Raw genomic sequence first — 19,672 nt, 5'->3', positions numbered from 1 at the left:
CTTGTAAAATAGAATGAATCAGTATTCACAAGTGCGTGAAAAGGGGGAGACAACTTTGTCTATAGTCAAAATAGAAATACCAACACCCTATGCAGTAGGAGATGTCAATGCATTTATTGTAAAAGGCGATGCACTTAGCATTTTTGATGTTGGACCAAAAACAATGGAAGCCTATGATGCTTTGAAATGGGGAATTCGAGCAGCCGGCTTTGACATGCAAGATATTGAACAGGTTGTGTTAACCCACCACCATCCAGATCATGCAGGATGGGTCGATGCCTTTCCACATGCAGAAATTTTAGGGCATGCCTATAATGACAAATGGCTTCGTCATGATGAAGATTTTTTACGTTATCACGAGCAATTTTACAGTGAGCGTTTGTTGGAGCATGGTGTACCACAAGAATATATTTCAAAAAGTGTCCATGTTCGTCGTGAACTGGAGCTTGTGGGTGAACGACCATTAACACAAATCTTGGCGGATGGAGATGAAGTGCCTGGGCATCCAGGATTAAAGGCAATCGAAACATTAGGTCACGCACAAAGCCACTTCATTTTTTGGAATGAAAAAAACCATCATGTGATTGGTGGAGATTTATTACTCGAAAAAATAACGCCCAATCCATTAATAGAGCCACCATTGGATCGTACAGTAGGACGTACAAAATCTTTACTGCAATACAATGCATCCCTTGAAATTCTACGCCAATTACCAGTCAAAAGGATGTATACAGGGCATGGAGCAGAGCTAGAGGATATTCCTGTGTTAATTGATAAACGATTAGAGCGTCAGCACCAGCAATCGATGAAGGTTCTTGAATTGTTAGGCGATGATCAATTAACCGTTGTCCAAGTAACAAAACGCCTGTATCCAGCCATCTTCCAGCATCAGCTTGGTTTAACTTTATCCAAAACACTTGGTCATTTAGATTATTTAGAGGCCAATGAGTATATTACGTCAACGAAGACACAAGCAGGTATCTATTTATTTCAAAGGAAGTAGGTTTATACATGAATCATCCTAACAAAACGATCTTTGTGACAGGTGCGACAAGTGGGGTTGGCCTAAAAATAACGGAATTACTAGTAGCTCAAGGGCATACCGTTTATGCAACGGGTCGCAATGCCGTTGCACTAAAGGTCCTAGAGCGTTTAGGTGCTCAAGTGATCCAAGCGGATTTAACCAATCTCCATACACTTGATGATGTTTGCGCCCAACTACCACCGCTTGATGTAGCGATTCTTTCAGCAGGTGTAGGAAAATTTGCTGTAGCCCCTGCTTTACAGGATGAGGAGATTGCGCAAATGATCGAATTAAATGTTAGTGTACCAATCTATCTTACGAAACGATTAGCCGCTAAGATGATGGAACGCAAACAGGGCCATTTAATATTCATTGGTTCACAGGCTGGAAAGGTAGCCACACCAAAAGCAAGTGTCTATGCTGCTACGAAACACGCGATTGTTGGCTTTACCAATGGACTGCGTATGGAATTGGCTCCGTATAATGTCAACGTAACAGCCATCCATCCAGGTCCAATTGATACACCATTTTTAGATAAAGCCAATGATGCAAGTGGCTACCGAGAGTCCTTGGGTCGATTTTTATTATCAGCAGAAGAAGTGGCACAAGCAACGGTGAAAACAATTGATCGTCCAGTTCGTGAGATGAATCTACCTCGAATTATGGGATTATCCAGTAAATTATATGCATTAGCCCCTGCGACCATAGAATGGTTGGGCAAATCATTTTTTCATAAGAAATAACAACATTTGAAACTGTAAACATGCTTCACGTGCATGTCTACGGTTTTTTCATATTTACATATAATTGTAGCTATAGTAGTGAAGAGGAAGAGCTGAAAGGGAGACTTAAATGTATACAATTGGTCAAGTTGCAAAATTTTTAAGGGTTTCTAGGGACACCTTAAAATATTACGAAGAAAAGGGATTAGTAAAGCCCCAGCAAAATAGTCAGAATGGGTATAGAACATACAATCATTTTGATATATACGATGTCACAACCGTCAATTTTTATAGAGAAATTGATGTTGAAATTAAAAAGATTCAGGAATTAAGAAAAGGCAAGAGTATAGATGGCATCCAATCATTGTTAGTAGAAAAAGAACAGGAAGTGTTAGAGGAGATAGCTTATAAAAAGCTACAATTAAAAAAGCTCCAGCTTGTAAAAGAGGATTGTCAAAAAATTAGTCAATTTTTAGGGAAGTATACTATAAAGGAAATGAAACCATTGGAAATAATGGGCGTAATAGATCATTATACGGCCTATGATGAATATGACTCGTTAAAAGAAAAGGCAGACAGTATAAAGAAAGCGGTAATTCTTACATCTTTAAGAAGAGTTATTCGATTCAATGATAGCGGAATGCTAGAAAATAAATTTATGATTGTCAGGAAAGTGGAAAATAGCGATCCACCAACAGAAGGTGAAATTTTATCGCACCCTAAATGTCTTTATACGGTTATAGAAGATGGGCGCTGGTCTACAGGGGGCAAAAACACAGACGATAAAGTAGAGGCTAGTATAAGAAAAGTAGCTAAGGAAAATGGCTATGAGCTTTTAGGGCTTGTTTATATCAACTTATTGCTTACCACTTATGAAGAGGGGCTTGAACGTATTTTTTTAGAAATGTATGTACCGATAAAATAATCGCAAAATGGGTTTGACCTGTGAGCAACCCCCAGGTTTATGCTGAAGATATTCAGATGAAATGGGGGATCTACTTGCGTAGAAAAAAGAAATTAAAAAAACCAGTAGCAAGCTTTATTGTTTTAACCAATATCATTTTTTGGCCACTTTTTTGTGTTGTTGGGGCCGTCAAGCTATTAGGCTATCCGACTTGGCTATTTGATATCGTACGCTGTCTATCGGCTTGGTCATCCACCTTTGCCTTTGTTCTACTTTTTCCAAGAATCTATCCTGGGCAGCGTTTTATCCACTTTGTCAAACAAAAATTTAAAAGTAAATTGTCATTGTCAGTGATTGTTTCAATAGTGATGATACAAACGGTTATCTTTATCATTATTTTGTTTCTTATCATGAATAATTATGAAGCAACCTCTATTTTTACGCTGTCTTCATGGGGCATGCTGAGTTTTTATTTTGTTAAAACGCTTTTGTCAGGACCACTAGGAGAAGAATTAGGATGGAGGGGCTTTGCGCTGCTTGAGCTTCAAAAGGAGTATTCCCCTTTAATTGCATCTATTATCATAGGCTTTTGGTGGGGGATGTGGCATTTACCTATATGGCTTACAACAGGGTTTATTGGGATGGATTTAATCAAATACAGTTTATTCTTTATGCTATCCATCATAGCAACGACCATTATCATGACAGTATTTTATAACATCAATCAGAATTTAATTATTCCTATTATTATTCATCAGCTCTTTAATTTTTTTATCGGCTCCATAAATGGAAACCTAATTGATTTAATCATGTATAATGCCATTTTATACTCGGCGGCGGCCGTTCTACTTATTTTGATTAATCCTAATAAAGTCTTGTATGGGATTCAATCAGAAAAGTAGCTAGAAAAGAATCCAGTTTGTATAATGGATTCTTTTTTGTCGTTCATTGCTAAACTTATATAGTATACATTTCTATATATAGTAAAAAAACGTTTTTTCGAGTTAATATCCATGGATTCCTTCGTGACCTTTTGTCAGGAACGACTTACTTTTGACAATAAAAATAAAAGTCTATTAATTTATAAAAATACACTTGTATTTATTTTTATAACATGATACTATTCGTGTATAAACTTTTAAATGAATGTATAAACATACATATCGATAGAGCAATGGAGGCGCATTTTTAATGGCAAATAAAAAAGTTGTGTTAGCTTATTCAGGCGGACTTGATACTTCGGTAGCAATTCCATGGTTAAAAGAACAAGGGTGGGACGTCATTGCAGTATGTCTTGACGTTGGCGAAGGGAAAGATCTTGAATTCGTAAAAAATAAAGCTCTTCAAGTAGGGGCGATTGAATCTTATATGGTGGATGCGAAAGATGAATTTGCTGAAGGATATGCATTAATTTCTTTACAAGCACATACTTGGTATGAGCAAAAGTATCCATTAGTATCAGCACTTTCCCGTCCACTTATCTCGAAAAAACTAGTAGAGATTGCTAATCAAGTAGGCGCAGATGCTGTTGCGCATGGTTGCACAGGTAAAGGGAATGACCAAGTTCGTTTTGAAGTATCCATTAAAGCATTAAATCCAGATTTAGAGGTATTAGCACCAGTACGTGAGTGGGGCTGGAGCCGCGATGAGGAAATCGAATATGCAATGAAGCATAATGTACCGATTCCTGCAACATTGGATTCACCATTCTCAATCGACCAAAACTTATGGGGCCGTGCAAATGAGGCAGGCATCATGGAAGATCCATGGGTGTCGCCACCAGAAGAAGCTTATGGCTTAACAGTTTCTGTTGAAAATGCACCGAATGAAGCCGAATATGTGGAAATCGAGTTTGTAGCTGGTAAACCAGTAGCATTAAATGGAAAAGAAATGAAGCTTGCTGATTTAATTCAAGAATTAAATGCAGTAGCAGGTGCTCATGGTGTAGGACGTATCGACCACGTAGAAAATCGTCTAGTTGGTATTAAATCTCGTGAGGTTTATGAAATTCCAGGTGCAAAAGTGCTGTTAACAGCGCATAAAGAGCTTGAAGATTTAACGCTTGTAAAAGAATTAGCACACTTCAAGCCAGTAATTGAGAAAAAACTTTCTGAATTAATTTACGACGGTCTATGGTTCTCACCATTACGTGATGCTCTTGAAGCATTCCTTGCGCAAACACAACAATATGTGAATGGTACAGTACGTGTGAAACTATTTAAAGGACATGCGATTGTAGAAGGACGTAAATCACCAAATTCATTATACAGTGAAAAGCTAGCAACATACTCGAAGGAAGATCAATTCAATCACGCTTCCGCTGTAGGCTTTATCGAGTTATGGGGTCTACCAACTGTAGTGAACTCATCTGTAAATAAAAAGTAATGTTGAACAAGCAAGGTGTGGTGAGGCATTTGTGCTTATACTACACCTTTTAATAAGTAATCGAGGAAAAGGTGAGCTGACATGACAAAACTTTGGGGTGGACGTTTCCAAAAATCAGCAGAAGCATGGGTAGACGAGTTTGGCGCATCCATTGGCTTTGACCAGCAACTTGTGCTAGAGGACCTTGAAGGTAGTGTTGCACATGTCACAATGCTTGGTGCAACAGGAATTTTACCTGCAGCTGACGTAGAGGCCATACTAGGTGGTCTTGCCCAATTAAAAGAAAAGGCAATCGCAGGTGAGCTTGAATTTAGCGTTGCCAATGAAGATATACACTTAAATTTAGAAAAGATGTTAATTGATTTAATTGGTCCTGTCGGTGGCAAACTACATACAGGACGTAGCCGAAATGACCAAGTAGCAACGGATATGCACCTCTTTTTGAAAAAGCGTGTGCAGGAAGCAATTGATTTAATTGTGACGTTCCAACAAACGCTATTAGACAAAGCACAAGAGCATATTGAAACGATTGCACCAGGTTATACGCATTTACAACGTGCACAGCCAATTTCCTTTGCCCATCATTTAATGGCCTATTTTTGGATGCTAGAGCGTGATAAACAACGTTTTACAGAATCCATAAAACGTATTGATATTTTGCCTTTAGGTGCTGGGGCAATGGCAGGGACAACTTTCCCGATTGACCGTTTAAAATCAGCAGAGTTATTAGGGTTTAGCGAGGTTTATGCAAACTCCATGGATGCTGTGAGTGATCGTGATTTTATAGTGGAGTTTTTAAGTCATTCTTCCTTACTTATGGCACATCTATCACGCTTTGCTGAGGAAATTATTATCTGGTCTACAGATGAATTTAAATTTATCGAATTGGATGATGCCTTTTCAACAGGTTCTTCGATTATGCCACAAAAGAAAAACCCGGATATGGCAGAGCTTATTCGTGGTAAAACAGGGCGTGTTTATGGGAATCTAATGGGCTTATTAACGGTGTTAAAGGGCACACCATTAACGTATAACAAAGATATGCAGGAGGACAAAGAGGGCATGTTCGATACCGTTCATACGATTCTTGGTTCACTTAAAATCTTTGAAGGCATGGTTCGTACAATGACTGTCAACACGGAACGTTTACATCAGGCTGTTCACTCTGATTTTTCAAATGCAACAGAGCTGGCAGATTACCTTGCGACAAAGGGGATGCCATTCCGTGAGGCACATGAGGTGACAGGTAAGCTTGTCTTTACATGTATTCAAAAGGGCATTTATTTATTAGACTTACCATTGGAAGAAATGCAGCAAGAAAGTGCGTTAATTGAAGCGGATATTTATGATGTACTAGCGCCAGAAGCGGCTGTTCGCCGCCGTCATTCCTTAGGTGGTACTGGCTTTGAACAAGTAAAAATCCAAATTGAGAAAGCTAAAGCCTGTCTTGTAGTTATTTAATTTTTGCGTGCATGTCCTTGAGACTTTTGCATAGATATTCATTAAAGTTGTCCTGTGAGGCACTATGAAAACCTTTATCCTTTTTCAACTGAACCAGAGGGTGATGTGAAAAAGAGAACCTTACATATGTGAAGGACAATCCCCAATTCTGGAGACGCGGAATTGGGGTTTTTGTATAAGTAATTGGTGGGAGGGATAAAGAAATGAATGAACGTTTTACAAAGGGGCTCGAAACAATTAAACAATATGTGACAGAGGAAGAAGCAGCACGGATGATTGAATCCGATGCATTAGCCGATGTAGCACCCGATTTACGCAAAATGATTATTGAGTTTGCTTATGGTGATGTCTATTCAAGATCTGGGCTAGATGCAAAAAGTCGAGCACTCGTCGTGATAACAGCAGTTGTTACACAAGGGGCTGCACCACAAACCAAAACTCATATTCAGCGAGGATTACATGCAGGCTTAACACAGACAGAAGTGGTTGAGGCACTTTTACAATTAGTACCCTACATCGGTTTTCCAAGAGTGCAAAATGCTCTTACGATAGCACAACAAGTCTTTGTAGAAAAAAGTTAAAGCATGTATAAAAAATAGAAGAAGGTTCATAATAAGAGAGGAACCACTTATTAATCTAATCTGATGGGGAGGATGCAGAATGAGTAGTAATAGTCAAACACCCAAAGACCAAGAATCTCAGGAAAGTCCGCCACAACTGTTCAAGGTTGAAGCTTCTTAAATCTTAAGCCTAAAGGTGGAGCAGAAATGATCTGTTTTGCTGTAGTTTAAGATGAAGTGACAACCAGCCAGTTAAAAATCAAATAGAAGCAATAAGTGTCCATGGATCCAGAATTATTCTGGGTCCTTTTCTTATTTTTAGGTTTCCTATTTGAGGTCAAAAGTGCTCAAGACCCGCTCGAATTGTTGTCAAAAGTGCTCATCTAAGGAAGGAACCCGCTCGAATTGTTGTCAAAAGCGCTCATCTAAGGAAGGAACCCGCTCGAATTGTTGTCAAAAGCGCTCATTCAAGGAAGGAACCCGCTCGAATTGTTGTCAAAAGCGCTCATTCAAGGAAGGAACCCGCTCGAGTTGTTGTCAAAAGCGCTCATTCAAGGAAGGAACCCGCTCCAATTGTTGTCAAAAGTGCTCATCTAAGGAAGGAACCCGCTCGAATTGATGGACAAAGCACTCCTAAGGAAGGAATCCGTTCCAATTGGTGTCAAAAGCGCTCACCTAAGGAAGGAATCCGCTCTAATGAGAGTCAAAAGCGCTCCTAAGGGAGGAGACCCCGCTCGAATTGATGGACAAAGCGCTCACTCAAGGAAGGACCCCGCTCGAATGGGAGTCAAAAGCGCTCATTCAAGGAAGAAATCCGCTCTAAATGATGGACAAAGCGCTCACCCAAGGAAGGACCCCGCTCCAATTGTTGTCAAAAGTGCTCATCTAAGGAAGGAACCCGCTCGAATTGATGGACAAAGCGCTCCTAAGGAAGGAATCCGCTCCAATGGGTGTCAAAAGCGCTCCTAAGGGAGGAGACCCCGCTCTAAATGATGGACAAAGCGCTCACCTAAGGAAGGAATCCGCTCGAATGGGAGTCAAAAGCGCTCCCCCAAGGAAGGACCCCGCTCGAATAGGAGTCAAAAGCGCTCCCCCAAGGAAGGAATCCGCTCGAATTGATGGACAAAGCGCTCATTCAAGGAAGGACCCCGCTCCAATAGGCATTAAAAACGCTCATCCAAGGCTCCCGCTCCTAGTGAAGACAAACCCTCTCCAAAAATGTAACCACCATACTAAAAAATTCTTCTCCACAAAAAAATTCCTTCATTTGACATTACAGAAAATCTGTATTACTCTATACATAACAGATTTCTGTTTGGTTATTAGCAATACAGATCGGAGGAGTTTTATGCAAATACATTTAGATCCAAGCAGTGAATTACAGCTTTATAAACAGTTAGCTAATCAATTAATTGAAAGCATTGCAAAAGGGGAGCTGAAAAACGGTGATACTTTACCGTCTGTGCGTGCGATGGCTACGGATTTAGGTATCAATGTCAGCACGGTCAGTAAGAGTTATCATGAACTTGAAGAGAAGGGCTTAATTGAATTAAAGCCGAAAGCGAAAGCGGTCATTATTGGTGGCCAAAAGAGAGAGCTGGAAGAAACGGAGGTTGAAAAAGTCGAAAATGCCTTGAAGCCTATTATGGCAGAAGCTTTTGCACGGGGTTTGGAAAAAGAGCAAATGACAAGTTTGTTCCAGCGAATTTTAAAACAATGGAAGTAGGGGTAGTATGCTTATAATCGTAGGCATCTTTATCATTGTCGGGATTTTAGAAACGCTGACACCACATTTAACAAGAAAATCGATTGTCTTTGGTGTTTCTATACCTGAACCTTATGTTAAACATCCACAATTACAGCTGTGGAAGAAGCATTATAGCCAAATCATCGGAGGGATTGCCGGTTTATTTTTACTAGGTCAAATCGGGCTTTATCTTTCGCCTATGCAAGAGGAGAAGGCGTCCTTAATTTCCTTTATCCTGTTGTATATCATGCTCCTTTTATCATCTGGTCTTTACATGAGTTATCATGTCAAAACGAAAAAATTAAAGGTGCAGGAGCAGTGGGAAGCGCAAATAAAAACAGTATATGTGACAGATTTGTCTATCCGCCAAAATGAAGAAACCTTGTCATCTATATTTTTTAGCGTACCCATGATCATCACACTGGCATTAATCGCTTTTACGTATATGAACTATGAGACAATCCCAGCGGTTTTTGCGACACATTGGAATGGAGCGGGGGAGGTCGATGGTTGGACTGATAAATCATGGCTGTCAGTCGTCAGTATGCCACTTATATTATTGGCGATACAAATCAGTTTTTTCATCATGAACCAAGGGATGAAAAGTGCCAAAATCCAATTGAGCGCACAGGCCAAAGAAGCATCCATCCATCGCGAGCTAGCTCAGCGTAAATATGGGAGCTGGTACTTGGCAGCCATTAATTTTAGTATGACTATTCTATTTGTTGTTTTACACTATACAACCGTTATTTTACACGACCAAACGGTTCCTTACTTTTTCCCCCTTTTTCTTATCTTTAATGTCGTCATGCTGGGTGGTTTACTAGTGTTCATTTGGAAGCTTAGTAAAAGTAACGAACGTTTTGATGAGGTACATACAAATGAAACAGCTGCGACAGATGATCAATATTGGAAATGGGGTGTTTTTTATTGCAACAAAAATGATCCCTCTTTATTAGTGCCCAAAAAATTCGGGATTGGTTGGACTGTCAATTTTGCGAATAAATGGTGCTACATCTTGATCGGTATAACTTTATTACCAATTTTATTGGTGATCTTCATATAGAAAGGAAGATTAGATGAAAAAATGGTTATTGTTTTGCTGTACAATTTTACTTTTAGCTGCTTGTGGGCAAAAAGAGGTCACTGCTCAACATCAAGGAACAAAGGGGACAAATGCAATGAATGAACAGTTTATTGGAAAATGGGAAGGAAGTATTGAAACACCAAATGGACCACTACCGATTATCGTCAATTTACAGAAGGATAGTGGCACATTATCTGTTCCAGCACAAGGGTTATCTAATTTTCCATTTCAAAGTGTGAAGTATACGGGTGATAAAGTAAAAGTGTCCATTAATTTAAACGGCTCAGCTATTGCCATTAATGGCACAATCAAAAATGAACAAATAGAGGCTACATTTCAACAAAATGGGGGAAAATATCCTTTAACACTAAAGGCTTATAAAGAGCAACCCGTTACCTATGACACATTAAAGATTCCCGTTCAAAACGGTAATTTAACGGTAGCCTTACAAAAAGCTGGTACATCTCCATCCCCAGTGGCACTGATAATAGCAGGCTCGGGGCCAACTGATAAAGACGGTAATTCCGCTTTAGCTGGAAAAAATAACAGCTTAAAAATGTTGGCGGAAGGTTTAGCACAACAGGGTATTGCGACGGTGCGTTATGATAAGCGAGGACTTGGTGACAATCAAGCGCTCTTAACAAAGGAAGAGGATGGAACGTTTGACCAATACGTGGATGATGCTGTACAAATCATCCAAACATTGATGGCTGATAAAGCCTATACAAGCGTCCATGTGATTGGACATAGCGAAGGTTCACTCATTGGTTTACTAGCAGCTCAACAAACAGGCGTAGAATCCTTTGTCTCCATTGCAGGTGCAGGTAGACCGTTGGATGCAGTGCTTTTAGAGCAATTAAAGGGTCAATTAGCACCAAAGCTTTTCAATGAATCCACGAATATTTTGACAGCTTTAAAGCAAGGGGAGCAAGTGAAAAATATTTCACCAGAGCTACAAGCACTTTTCCGTCCATCTGTACAGCCTTTCCTGATTTCTTTGCTAAAGTATCAACCTGCTAATGAGTTAGCCAAAGTAAAAGGACGTGTATTACTGCTACAAGGAACAACGGATTTACAAGTGAAGGTAACCGATGCCGAAGCATTGAAGAAAGGCAAACAAGAGGCTAAATTGCTTTATTTAGAGGGCATGAATCATGTATTGAAAAAGGCACCAGCAGATCGTGCAGAAAACTTAGCAACCTATGCAAATCCTTCGCTGCCACTTCATGAAGAATTACTACCAGCAATTCAGCAATTTATTAAAAATGAAAAGTAGGATGATGAACTTTGGGTGTTATTGTCTATTTAATTATCATGCTGCCGTTTCTCATCTTCGCCATTGTTTTATCGCAAGGTAAAGGAGCTTTTCTACTTGCAGGCTTTAATACGATGGCACAGGAAGAGAAAGAACGTTATGATGAAAGAGCACTGGCAAAATTTATGGGAAAAATGATGTATGGTTACTGTTTTTGTGTTCTTTTATGGATTCTAAACGAAATACTCCATACACAGTGGTTATTTAATGTTGGTCTTGTACTTTTTGTCGCACTTACAATATTTTTATTGATCTATGCGAACACTGGCAATCGTTTCAAAAAATAACAGAGATGAAAAATGGACTTAGTCAATGCGATGACAAGTCCATTTTTTGTCTCATATTTTATGTATGAGAATCGTTATCAACTAGTAGAATTTCTGTTAAACTATAGACATGTTAATGGTTTATTAGAAGGAGTGTTTGACCCTGATGAAATTAAGTGATCATATACTTTTATGGAATCACGCATACATCAAAATAATGGATGTACGATTGACGATAATGGAGCAGGGTGAAGATTTTGGCCCCTATCGATTACCAACCAATGCCTTTCTTTATACAAAAAGAGGTAGTGCCCAAATATGGCTGGATAAAAATAGACATATGGTACACCCGTTTTATGTCCTGCATGCAGGGAAAGGGGTCTATGTAGAGATTGTAGCGGAAAAAGAGCTCGAATACTTCCTGATTTTTTATAAAGCGATTGTCCCGTTACCTAACCGCCAAGAAATAGTCGCCTTATTGGAAAACAATCATCCTTTCCACTATCAATATGCTTTTGCGCCTGCTCATCCACTTGCGTTACTTGATAAAGCAGAGCAGATGAACATGATTTGGCTGCAAAATGATGACAAAGAGCTGAAACATTTACATATAAAATCAGTGTTTTATCAATATGTCTATGAATTATTACGACAAATGCATGTGCAGGAAATTCACCCTGTAAAGCCAGATATTGTAGCGGAGGCAGTTCGCTATATGGAGGAACATGCTCATCAACCTCTGACACTGGATATCATAGCGCAAGAGCTGGGCTGTAGCATCGGTTATTTATCTAAACGCTTTAAAGAAAAAATGCATACTAGCCCCATTCACTACTTGGGTGAAATGCGTGTAAACAAAGCAGCGACTTTACTCGTACAAACAGATGCTACATTGCAGGAAATTGCTGAACATGTCGGCTACCCCGATGGTCATTCCTTGAGCCGAAGCTTTAAACGATATAAGGGCGTGTCTCCCGCTCAATTTAAAGTAACATGGAGACAAAAGCGGCAAATGGAAGATGAAGAATTGCCACTTTGGAAAAGAAGATATGCTATTCTCCCAAAACAATTCGAGTGGTATATTGATGATGAAATTGAAAATCATTATCAACGAAAGGGAGTAAATGAAATGTCGAAGTACAAAAGTATGAAAGTAAAGGCGATGACGTTGTTTATGTGTCTATCATTGCTGCTAGCAGCATGCTCAAATACAGCGAATACAAATGGTGCCTCATCATCCGCGACAAAGCAAGTGGAAACACAAGCGAATAGTGGACAAGAAGCTGTGCAGGAAGGAAAGACAAGAATAGTTTCTACACCTAGAGGTGATGTAGAAATTCCGGCACAACCACAGCGTGTAGCGGCCGATCAGTACATGGGGCAGCTTTTAAAACTAGGAATTATTCCAGTTGGTGTCCGCGAAGGGATGTTAGCAGAAGGATGGATTGAAAAAGCAGGGATTCCACAAGAAACATTAGCTAAAATTGAAAATTTAGGTGGCTTCCCAATGAACCCTGAAAAACTCATTATGCTAGAGCCAGATTTAATCATTGGATCGATTGAGAAAAATATTGAACAATATGAAAAAATAGGCACGACTGTTTTTATTCCTTATTGGGAAGAGCTTTCGACAGCTGGACCATTAGAGAAATTCAAAAGGATTGCTGAAGTATTTGGCAAAGAAAAGGAAGCAGACCAATGGATCGAAGAATATGAACTCAAGGTTGAAGACGCTCGAAAACAAATAGACGGCATCATTAAAGAAGGTGAAACGGTGTCAGTCGTACAATTAAGCCCTACAGGATTATTTGTATTAGCTGCAGAAGGAGGGAATTATGGTAGTAATACCATTTATCAAATGTTGAAATTACCTCCGACAGAACAGGCATTAAATATGAAAGAGGGGTTTGAAAATATATCTTTAGAGGTACTGCCAGAATATTTAGGCGATCATGTATTTGTCTATGTAAACTCGCAAGAAGATGCAGAGGAAATTTTGAACAGTCCAATTTGGCAGGGAGCACCTGCTGTTAAAAATGGCAATGTTTATATGTATGGCGAGTTTGGAGATGAATTTGTGATGGAAGATCCTTACTCGTTAGATCTTCAGCTTGAGAAAATTGTTAACGTTTTATTGGAAAAAAAATAGCGCGCAAAACGAAGTAGAGCCATTTTAAAATGGTTCTATTTTTTTATGAAAGCGCTTTATGAAAATTCTTTAAAATCTAAATATTTGGATAATCGTAATTTTAGTGTCACGAATATGCTCGTTCATGCATTATTTTTCTTCTTTTCTGTAAAAATAGAATTTTAAGAATAATTAGTATTATCATAGATGACATTAAAAAATTACTAAGTTAGGAGAATTCTTTGATATGTCGCAAATGTTAGCACTGACGATAGTACTTGCTATTCTTTACATCGGAGATATCGTAGCAACAAGAACGAAGGCGTGGATTCCATCTGTGTTCGTCTGTGCGGTATTATTTTTAATCGGCTATTGGACGTTCTTCCCGAAAGATATTGTGAGTATTGCCGGGATTGGTCCAGTCGTTGCCACGATGTTAATGTATTTATTAATTACCAATATGGGTACACTTCTGTCCCTTAAGGAATTGAAAAACCAGTGGAAAGCCATCGTTATTTCTTTAGCTGGTATTGTAGGCATCATCGCCATATTATTTACAATTGGTGCCATGATTTTTGATTTAAAAACGATGATTGTTGCGGTTCCGCCATTAGTAGGTGGCGTTGTGGCTGCCCTAGTCATGTCAGAAGGTGCTTCTGCAGCTGGCTTAGAGGATTTAGCGGTCTTTGCCATTGTGATTTACGTAATTCAAGGTTTTGCAGGATACCCCATCACGTCCATTGTATTGAAGCGTGAAGCAAAACGTTTATTAAAAGAACACCACCAAGGGAATTTACAATCGGTGACACAAGAACAGGAAGAGGTTGAACAGTCCTCTGAACAACCTAAATTATTTAGAAAAATCCCTTCTAAATACAATACAGAATACTTTAAATTTTTCCGTTTAGCGTTTGTTGGATTATTAGCTTATGGTACTTCAACCGCATTAGCACCTATTGTAACAGTCAATGCATTAGTGCTGTGCTTAGTATTTGGTGTACTTGCATCCACATTTGGGTTTTTAGAAAGACAACCATTGCAAAAAGCAAATGGTTTCGGTTTTGCTATTATGGGTTTAATGCTCTTTATATTTGATGGCTTAAAACAGGCATCCCCTGAAATGCTGATGCGTATTATTGTGCCATTAGTTGTGTCAATTATTTTAGCGGTCATTGGTATGTATATTTTCTCTTTCATCGCAGGGAAAGTTTTAAAAGTCAGCCCGAATTTAGCGTTTGCTGTATCCTTAACAGCGCTCTATGGGTTCCCAGCGGATTATATTTTAACAAATGAAGTAGTGAAATCGTCCACAACCGATGAAAAAGAACGTGATATGCTATTAAGCCATATGTTGCCTCCGATGCTTGTTGGTGGCTTCATCAGTGTAACGATAACATCCGTTATTTTAGCAGGTATTTTTGTCAATTGGCTATAAAAGAAGGAGAGAGTGAGCATGAATAAAATGAAACAAACTATTGCGGAATTAAATAGTGAGCTTGTGGCGATTCGTCAAAAATTGCATAGTGAGCCAGAGCTTTCTTGGGAAGAATATGAAACAACGAATTATGTAGCAGCGTATTTAGATAACCTTGGTATTCCATATAGACGAACAGAGCCAACAGGCATTATCGCTGAGTTAAAAGGAGGCAAGGAAGGAAAAACTGTTGCCTTGCGTGCGGATATGGATGCATTGTCAGTTTATGAAATAACAGAAGATATTCCGTATCGTTCTAAAACGGATGGTAAGATGCATGCCTGTGGTCATGATGCGCATACAGCTATGTTGCTGATTGCAGCTAAGACATTACATACGGTACAAGATGAAATCGAAGGAACAGTTCGTTTTATTTTCCAACCAGCTGAAGAAGTAGCTACAGGCGCAAAAGCGATGGTTGAGCAAGGAGCAATGAAAGGTGTAGATAACGCCTTTGGTATTCATATTTGGTCACAGATTGACACAGGAAAAATCCAGTGCAATAAAGGACCTGCCTTTGCCTCTGCTGATATTTTCAAAGTACGCTTTAAAGGGCAGGGCGGACATGCGGCGGTACCACATGATGCCATTGATGCCGTAATGATTGCTTCAACGTTTGCTTTGAATGTCCAAACGGTTGTGTCACGTACAGTCAACCCACTTCGACCTGCTGTTCTTACGATTGGGAAAATGGAAGTAGGCACACGCTTTAATGTAATTGCAGAAGATGCCATTTTAGAAGGGACTGTGCGCTGCTTCGATAAAGAGGTTCGTTCACATATCGAAGCGCAAATTCGTCATTATGCTGAGCAGGTTGCGTCACTTTATGGTGGCACAGCAGAGGTTGTTTATGAATATGGTACACAAGCCGTCAACAATGATGTGGCAAGTGCCAACTTGGTTGAGCGCCTCACAGCTGAACATTTTGGCGCAGAAGCTTATCATATTGATGATCCAACAATGGGTGGAGAAGACTTTAGCTTTTACTTAGATGAAGTACCTGGTTGCTTTGCCCTCGTAGGCTCAGGTAATACAGAAAAGGATACACGTTGGGCACACCATAATGGCCATTTTGATATTGATGAAGATGGTTTGCGCGTTGGAGCCGAATTATATGTACAATATGCGCTAACTTGGTTAAGAGAAAATAAATAATAACAAGTAAACAAGCTTGTTTTGATTAGTATAAATTCACCTTAGCTGGTCATAATAAAGAAGATTTCACTTATGAAATCTATAATGATGAGGAGGATGAAAAATGAGTAGGTTCGAACAACTAGACCCCAAATCTCAAAAAATCCACCGCAACTGGTCAAGGATTAAGCGATCCAAATCGCAAGTAAATGGTGAAACGGAGATTACTCTCCATAACCGTCTCTTGCGAAGTGAAGCAAAGGCCCGTCAGTTTTAATCATGCTAGAAAAGTAAGTGTCATCAAGCCCAGAAAAAAATTCTGGGTTTTTCTTTATGAGTAAAATGAGAAAGATGTATAATATTGTAAGGAAGTAATTTTTAACAGAAAAAGGAGAGGGACACGATGACCATTCCTATTCCAACTTATTTACAGCCATTTGCAGGAAACGTACAATTTGTTGATGGCGTTGAATCACAGTTTCACCTTCAATCTAGCGCAGGCAATGAACAATTTGAAATTTGGTATCATGGTGATTTGCTAATGATTGAAGGAGAGGAAATGCCTTTTATTACAGGCTCAGCTACTAGAATCGTTGCTAAAGATCCTTTAACAGCAGAGGAAATATTGCTGTTTGATGCTACGCTGCATGGTTATAATGCGCTATTTTGTGAGGAGTATACCGACGAGCACCGTGACAACCGACCATTGGAGAAATATATTTTGCCTGTAACAGAAGTCGTACTATCATTTTTCTATAATATCGACTATGACGAAGAAATAGACGACTATGAGGTAGATGAACAAGAAAATGTACGGCTTATAAATGGAGAAGCGGCTAACTGGGAAACGATTAAAAGAAATGGCTATGATGCATTTGCTTTTTATTTCAAAAAAGAAGATGGGACACTTTTAGCATTTGCTGAAGAAGAACTAGCCTAATAGGAAAGGATTTTCGCGCAATGCAAATCATACAATTTACACAAGATTTAGCAAATCCAATTCATCAATACCAATCCATCGATACATTCTATAGAAAAATCACGAAAACGGAAGTGCCTACGACGATCGGTTTCATCTATATTGAGCCAGGTGGCGTAGTTGGGATGCATGAAGCTCCCATTCCACAGCTATTTATTGTTATCAATGGCGAAGGATGGATTAGTGGTGAAGAGGGTGAAAAAATCACGATAAAAACAGGACAGGGTGTGCTATGGCAACAAGGCCAAGCGCATGAATCTGGCAGTATAACTGGGTTAACAGCACTTGTTATCCAAGCCGAGCAAATTCATCTTACATAATTAAAAGTGTAACGGTAGTTGCAAGAACCGTTACACTTTTTCTTGTTGTTTAACCAATTTAATAGTTTTGAGTAAATGCCCATCAAATTCTTCAATTGTTACAAATCCCTTTGCTTGATAAAAATGCATACCAAGCTTATTTTCTTTCTCTACATAAACAAATAAAGCCGATAGATTTGGGAGCATGCGCAGACCTTCCAGTAAAAGTATAGTACCAATGCCCTTACCATGCATATCAGGATGTAAATAATTTGGGTCACGTTTGAAAAACTAGCAATTCATCAAAAATTGCAACGAGAAACGGACTATTGATAAGACGTTCGATTAATCATTGTCGACTATAAGCTAGCTGTAAAAAGCGATCTTGAATGTCATGAGGAATGGCAGCTTATTCTAGCAATTTCTTGTACAAAAGTAATGTCATTTTCTTGCATCTGTCGTATAATAAGTGTCAACACTTTTCACCTGCTATTCCAATTTTTTTCTTTATTGTAACATTCAATCATTCAAAGGGGGTCACTTTCATGCAAGTAGTTGAAAAAGCATTTGGCTATATTACGAGAGAGCATGAGGATCGATTACAGGTACTCGTATTTGAACAGAATTCAGTTGGGGCAGGTATTCAAGTGCCCAAAGGTACGGTAGAGGAAGGTGAAACACCTTTAGACGCTGTGAAACGTGAAATGCTAGAAGAGACAGGTCTAACCACACTTGTCGTTCAGGCGTTAATAGCACAGGACTATTTTAATCATCCATCAGGTATTTTACAGAAACGGTATTTCTATCATCTAACATCCGATGAAACAAGAGATGCATGGCAGCATCATCCAACTGGTTTAAACGAAGGGGATTTAATTTTTTCATTTTATTGGATTTCAGCTGAGCAAGATGCCCTGCTGGCAAAGGGGCATGGTGATTATTTATACCGTTTGTTAGCAAAGGTGAAAAATTGAACCTATAATAATTAAACCGCGTCAACTAGACGCGGTTTTTATGTTGATTCAATTAAGCCTTGGCAGCAATTTCTAGGGCTTGTGCAAAATCAGCAATTAAGTCATCCACATGCTCAAGTCCTACAGAAAAACGTAGCAGACCATCTGTGATGCCACGTTTAGCACGCTCCTCAGGCTCCATAGCAGCATGACTCATTTTTGCAGGGTAAGAAAGAATAGATTCTACTCCTCCAAGAGAGACCGCAAAGACAGGAATTGTCATCGCCTCGACCAATGCCTTTGCGGCAGCATAGCTAGGTAGTCGGAAGGATAAAACAGCCCCAGGACTCGTGCTTTGACGCTGATGAATAGAATACCCTGGATGTGAAGCAAGTCCTGGATAGTAGACTTGCTCAACTAGCGGATTGCTAGCCAAATAGGCTGCAATTTTTTGAGCAGATTCAGCAGAACGACTAAAACGTACATCTGTTGTTTTGATGTTTTGTAGCAGTGTGAAAGAATCCTGCACACCTAAAATATTACCGAATGAATTTTGGATAAAGTAAAGATCCTGTCCAAGTTTTTCATCGGCAGTAATCGTTAAACCAGCAATAATATCAGAATGTCCAGATAAGAACTTCGTCGCACTATGAATGACGACATCCACACCAAGCTCGAGTGGGCGTTGGTGTAACGGTGTCATAAAGGTATTATCCAAGAATGTAAGGCAGTGATGTTGCTTGGCAAGCGCCACTACACCGCGGATATCTGTAATACCTAATGTTGGATTTGATGGTGTTTCCATATAAAGTAGTTTTGTAGCGGGCGTGATTGCCGCTTCTACAGCTGCTAGATCAGTAAAATCTACAAATGTATGGGAAATTCCAAAGCGAGGCAACACCTTTGTCACAAAACGATAGGTTCCACCATAAACATCCTCAGTCATGACGATATGATCTCCCTGTGATAACAGCATTAACGCTGCTGAAACGGCAGCGATACCAGATGAAAATGCATGTGCACGAACGCCACCTTCAAGCTCTGCTACAGCTTTTTCTAACGCATCTCTTGTAGGATTGCCAGAACGAGCATAATCATATTCTCCAAATTCATCAATACTTTCTTGGTGGAAAGTAGAGGACAAATACATTGGGACATTGACAGCCCCTTTTTTATTACCATAGCCATCACGAACACCTGCGTGAATGAGGCTTGTTTCAATACGTTGCTTCAT

General features: G+C 39.4%; 20 protein-coding genes. 18 read left to right on the top strand and 2 right to left on the bottom strand.

Annotated elements, in window-relative coordinates; genetic code table 11:
* The first annotated feature begins 13 nt into the window (after positions 1-13).
* The 17 genes from JTI58_RS23775 to JTI58_RS23695 all read left to right on the top strand — a co-directional run bounded on the left by JTI58_RS23775 (position 14) and on the right by JTI58_RS23695 (position 17,506).
* Positions 14-1,003 (top strand): MBL fold metallo-hydrolase, encoded by a 990-nt coding sequence (locus tag JTI58_RS23775; RefSeq protein ID WP_205444140.1) that lies wholly within the window; start codon positions 14-16, stop codon positions 1,001-1,003.
* 8 nt (positions 1,004-1,011) lie between these two features.
* Positions 1,012-1,767, top strand: coding sequence for an SDR family NAD(P)-dependent oxidoreductase (locus JTI58_RS23770; protein WP_205444139.1), 756 nt, complete (start codon positions 1,012-1,014; stop codon positions 1,765-1,767).
* A gap of 109 nt (positions 1,768-1,876) precedes the next feature.
* Entirely contained in the window at positions 1,877-2,671 is a 795-nt protein-coding gene (locus JTI58_RS23765; RefSeq protein WP_205444138.1) for a MerR family transcriptional regulator, read from the top strand.
* Between the two features lie 74 nt (positions 2,672-2,745).
* Positions 2,746-3,552, top strand: a complete 807-nt coding sequence (locus JTI58_RS23760; protein WP_205444137.1) for a CPBP family intramembrane glutamic endopeptidase — start codon at positions 2,746-2,748, stop codon at positions 3,550-3,552.
* A 289-nt stretch (positions 3,553-3,841) separates the two neighbouring features.
* Positions 3,842-5,035, top strand: a complete 1,194-nt coding sequence (locus JTI58_RS23755) for an argininosuccinate synthase (protein WP_004231366.1) — start codon at positions 3,842-3,844, stop codon at positions 5,033-5,035.
* 81 nt (positions 5,036-5,116) lie between these two features.
* On the top strand, positions 5,117-6,496 hold the full coding sequence (argH, locus tag JTI58_RS23750; protein WP_205444136.1) for an argininosuccinate lyase: 1,380 nt from the start codon (positions 5,117-5,119) through the stop codon (positions 6,494-6,496).
* A 203-nt stretch (positions 6,497-6,699) separates the two neighbouring features.
* Entirely contained in the window at positions 6,700-7,077 is a 378-nt protein-coding gene (locus JTI58_RS23745; RefSeq protein WP_205444135.1) for a carboxymuconolactone decarboxylase family protein, read from the top strand.
* 1,327 nt (positions 7,078-8,404) lie between these two features.
* Positions 8,405-8,782 (top strand): GntR family transcriptional regulator, encoded by a 378-nt coding sequence (locus tag JTI58_RS23740; RefSeq protein ID WP_205444134.1) that lies wholly within the window; start codon positions 8,405-8,407, stop codon positions 8,780-8,782.
* A gap of 7 nt (positions 8,783-8,789) precedes the next feature.
* On the top strand, positions 8,790-9,869 hold the full coding sequence (locus JTI58_RS23735) for a DUF1648 domain-containing protein (RefSeq protein ID WP_205444133.1): 1,080 nt from the start codon (positions 8,790-8,792) through the stop codon (positions 9,867-9,869).
* A 13-nt stretch (positions 9,870-9,882) separates the two neighbouring features.
* Positions 9,883-11,166: an alpha/beta hydrolase gene (locus JTI58_RS23730; protein WP_205444131.1), complete on the top strand. Its 1,284-nt coding sequence runs from the start codon at positions 9,883-9,885 to the stop codon at positions 11,164-11,166.
* Positions 11,167-11,177: 11 nt separating this feature from the next.
* A complete protein-coding gene (locus tag JTI58_RS23725; protein WP_205444129.1) occupies positions 11,178-11,492 on the top strand; it encodes a DUF3784 domain-containing protein in 315 nt (104 codons plus the stop codon).
* A gap of 145 nt (positions 11,493-11,637) precedes the next feature.
* Positions 11,638-13,620 carry an AraC family transcriptional regulator gene (locus JTI58_RS23720; RefSeq protein WP_205444127.1) on the top strand — a complete coding sequence of 661 codons (1,983 nt, stop codon included), beginning with the start codon at positions 11,638-11,640 and terminating at the stop codon, positions 13,618-13,620.
* Positions 13,621-13,846: 226 nt separating this feature from the next.
* A complete protein-coding gene (locus JTI58_RS23715) occupies positions 13,847-15,034 on the top strand; it encodes a hypothetical protein (protein ID WP_205444126.1) in 1,188 nt (395 codons plus the stop codon).
* 18 nt (positions 15,035-15,052) lie between these two features.
* On the top strand, positions 15,053-16,228 hold the full coding sequence (locus JTI58_RS23710) for an amidohydrolase (protein ID WP_205444125.1): 1,176 nt from the start codon (positions 15,053-15,055) through the stop codon (positions 16,226-16,228).
* Between the two features lie 103 nt (positions 16,229-16,331).
* Positions 16,332-16,484 (top strand): YpzG family protein, encoded by a 153-nt coding sequence (locus tag JTI58_RS23705; protein WP_004231380.1) that lies wholly within the window; start codon positions 16,332-16,334, stop codon positions 16,482-16,484.
* A gap of 126 nt (positions 16,485-16,610) precedes the next feature.
* On the top strand, positions 16,611-17,147 hold the full coding sequence (locus tag JTI58_RS23700; protein WP_205444123.1) for a hypothetical protein: 537 nt from the start codon (positions 16,611-16,613) through the stop codon (positions 17,145-17,147).
* Positions 17,148-17,167: 20 nt separating this feature from the next.
* On the top strand, positions 17,168-17,506 hold the full coding sequence (locus tag JTI58_RS23695) for a cupin domain-containing protein (RefSeq protein WP_205444122.1): 339 nt from the start codon (positions 17,168-17,170) through the stop codon (positions 17,504-17,506).
* A 30-nt stretch (positions 17,507-17,536) separates the two neighbouring features.
* On the opposite strand, the gene JTI58_RS24990 is transcribed toward JTI58_RS23695, so the two are convergent.
* Entirely contained in the window at positions 17,537-17,740 is a 204-nt protein-coding gene (locus JTI58_RS24990) for an N-acetyltransferase (RefSeq protein ID WP_243456240.1), read from the bottom strand.
* A gap of 290 nt (positions 17,741-18,030) precedes the next feature.
* Here JTI58_RS24990 and JTI58_RS23685 point away from each other — a divergent pair, with 290 nt between their 5' ends.
* Positions 18,031-18,459, top strand: coding sequence for an NUDIX hydrolase (locus JTI58_RS23685; RefSeq protein WP_205444121.1), 429 nt, complete (start codon positions 18,031-18,033; stop codon positions 18,457-18,459).
* 52 nt (positions 18,460-18,511) lie between these two features.
* Here the strand turns inward: JTI58_RS23685 and JTI58_RS23680 are convergent, their stop codons facing one another.
* Positions 18,512-19,672 (bottom strand): aminotransferase class I/II-fold pyridoxal phosphate-dependent enzyme, encoded by a 1,161-nt coding sequence (locus JTI58_RS23680; RefSeq protein WP_205444120.1) that lies wholly within the window; start codon positions 19,670-19,672, stop codon positions 18,512-18,514.

Origin of the sequence: Lysinibacillus fusiformis (genome assembly GCF_016925635.1) — a bacterium.
GTDB classification, from domain to species: Bacteria; Bacillota; Bacilli; order Bacillales_A; family Planococcaceae; genus Lysinibacillus; species Lysinibacillus fusiformis_F.
Note: the sequence above shows the minus strand (reverse complement) of the source record. Positions and strands in the feature narration are given on the sequence as shown.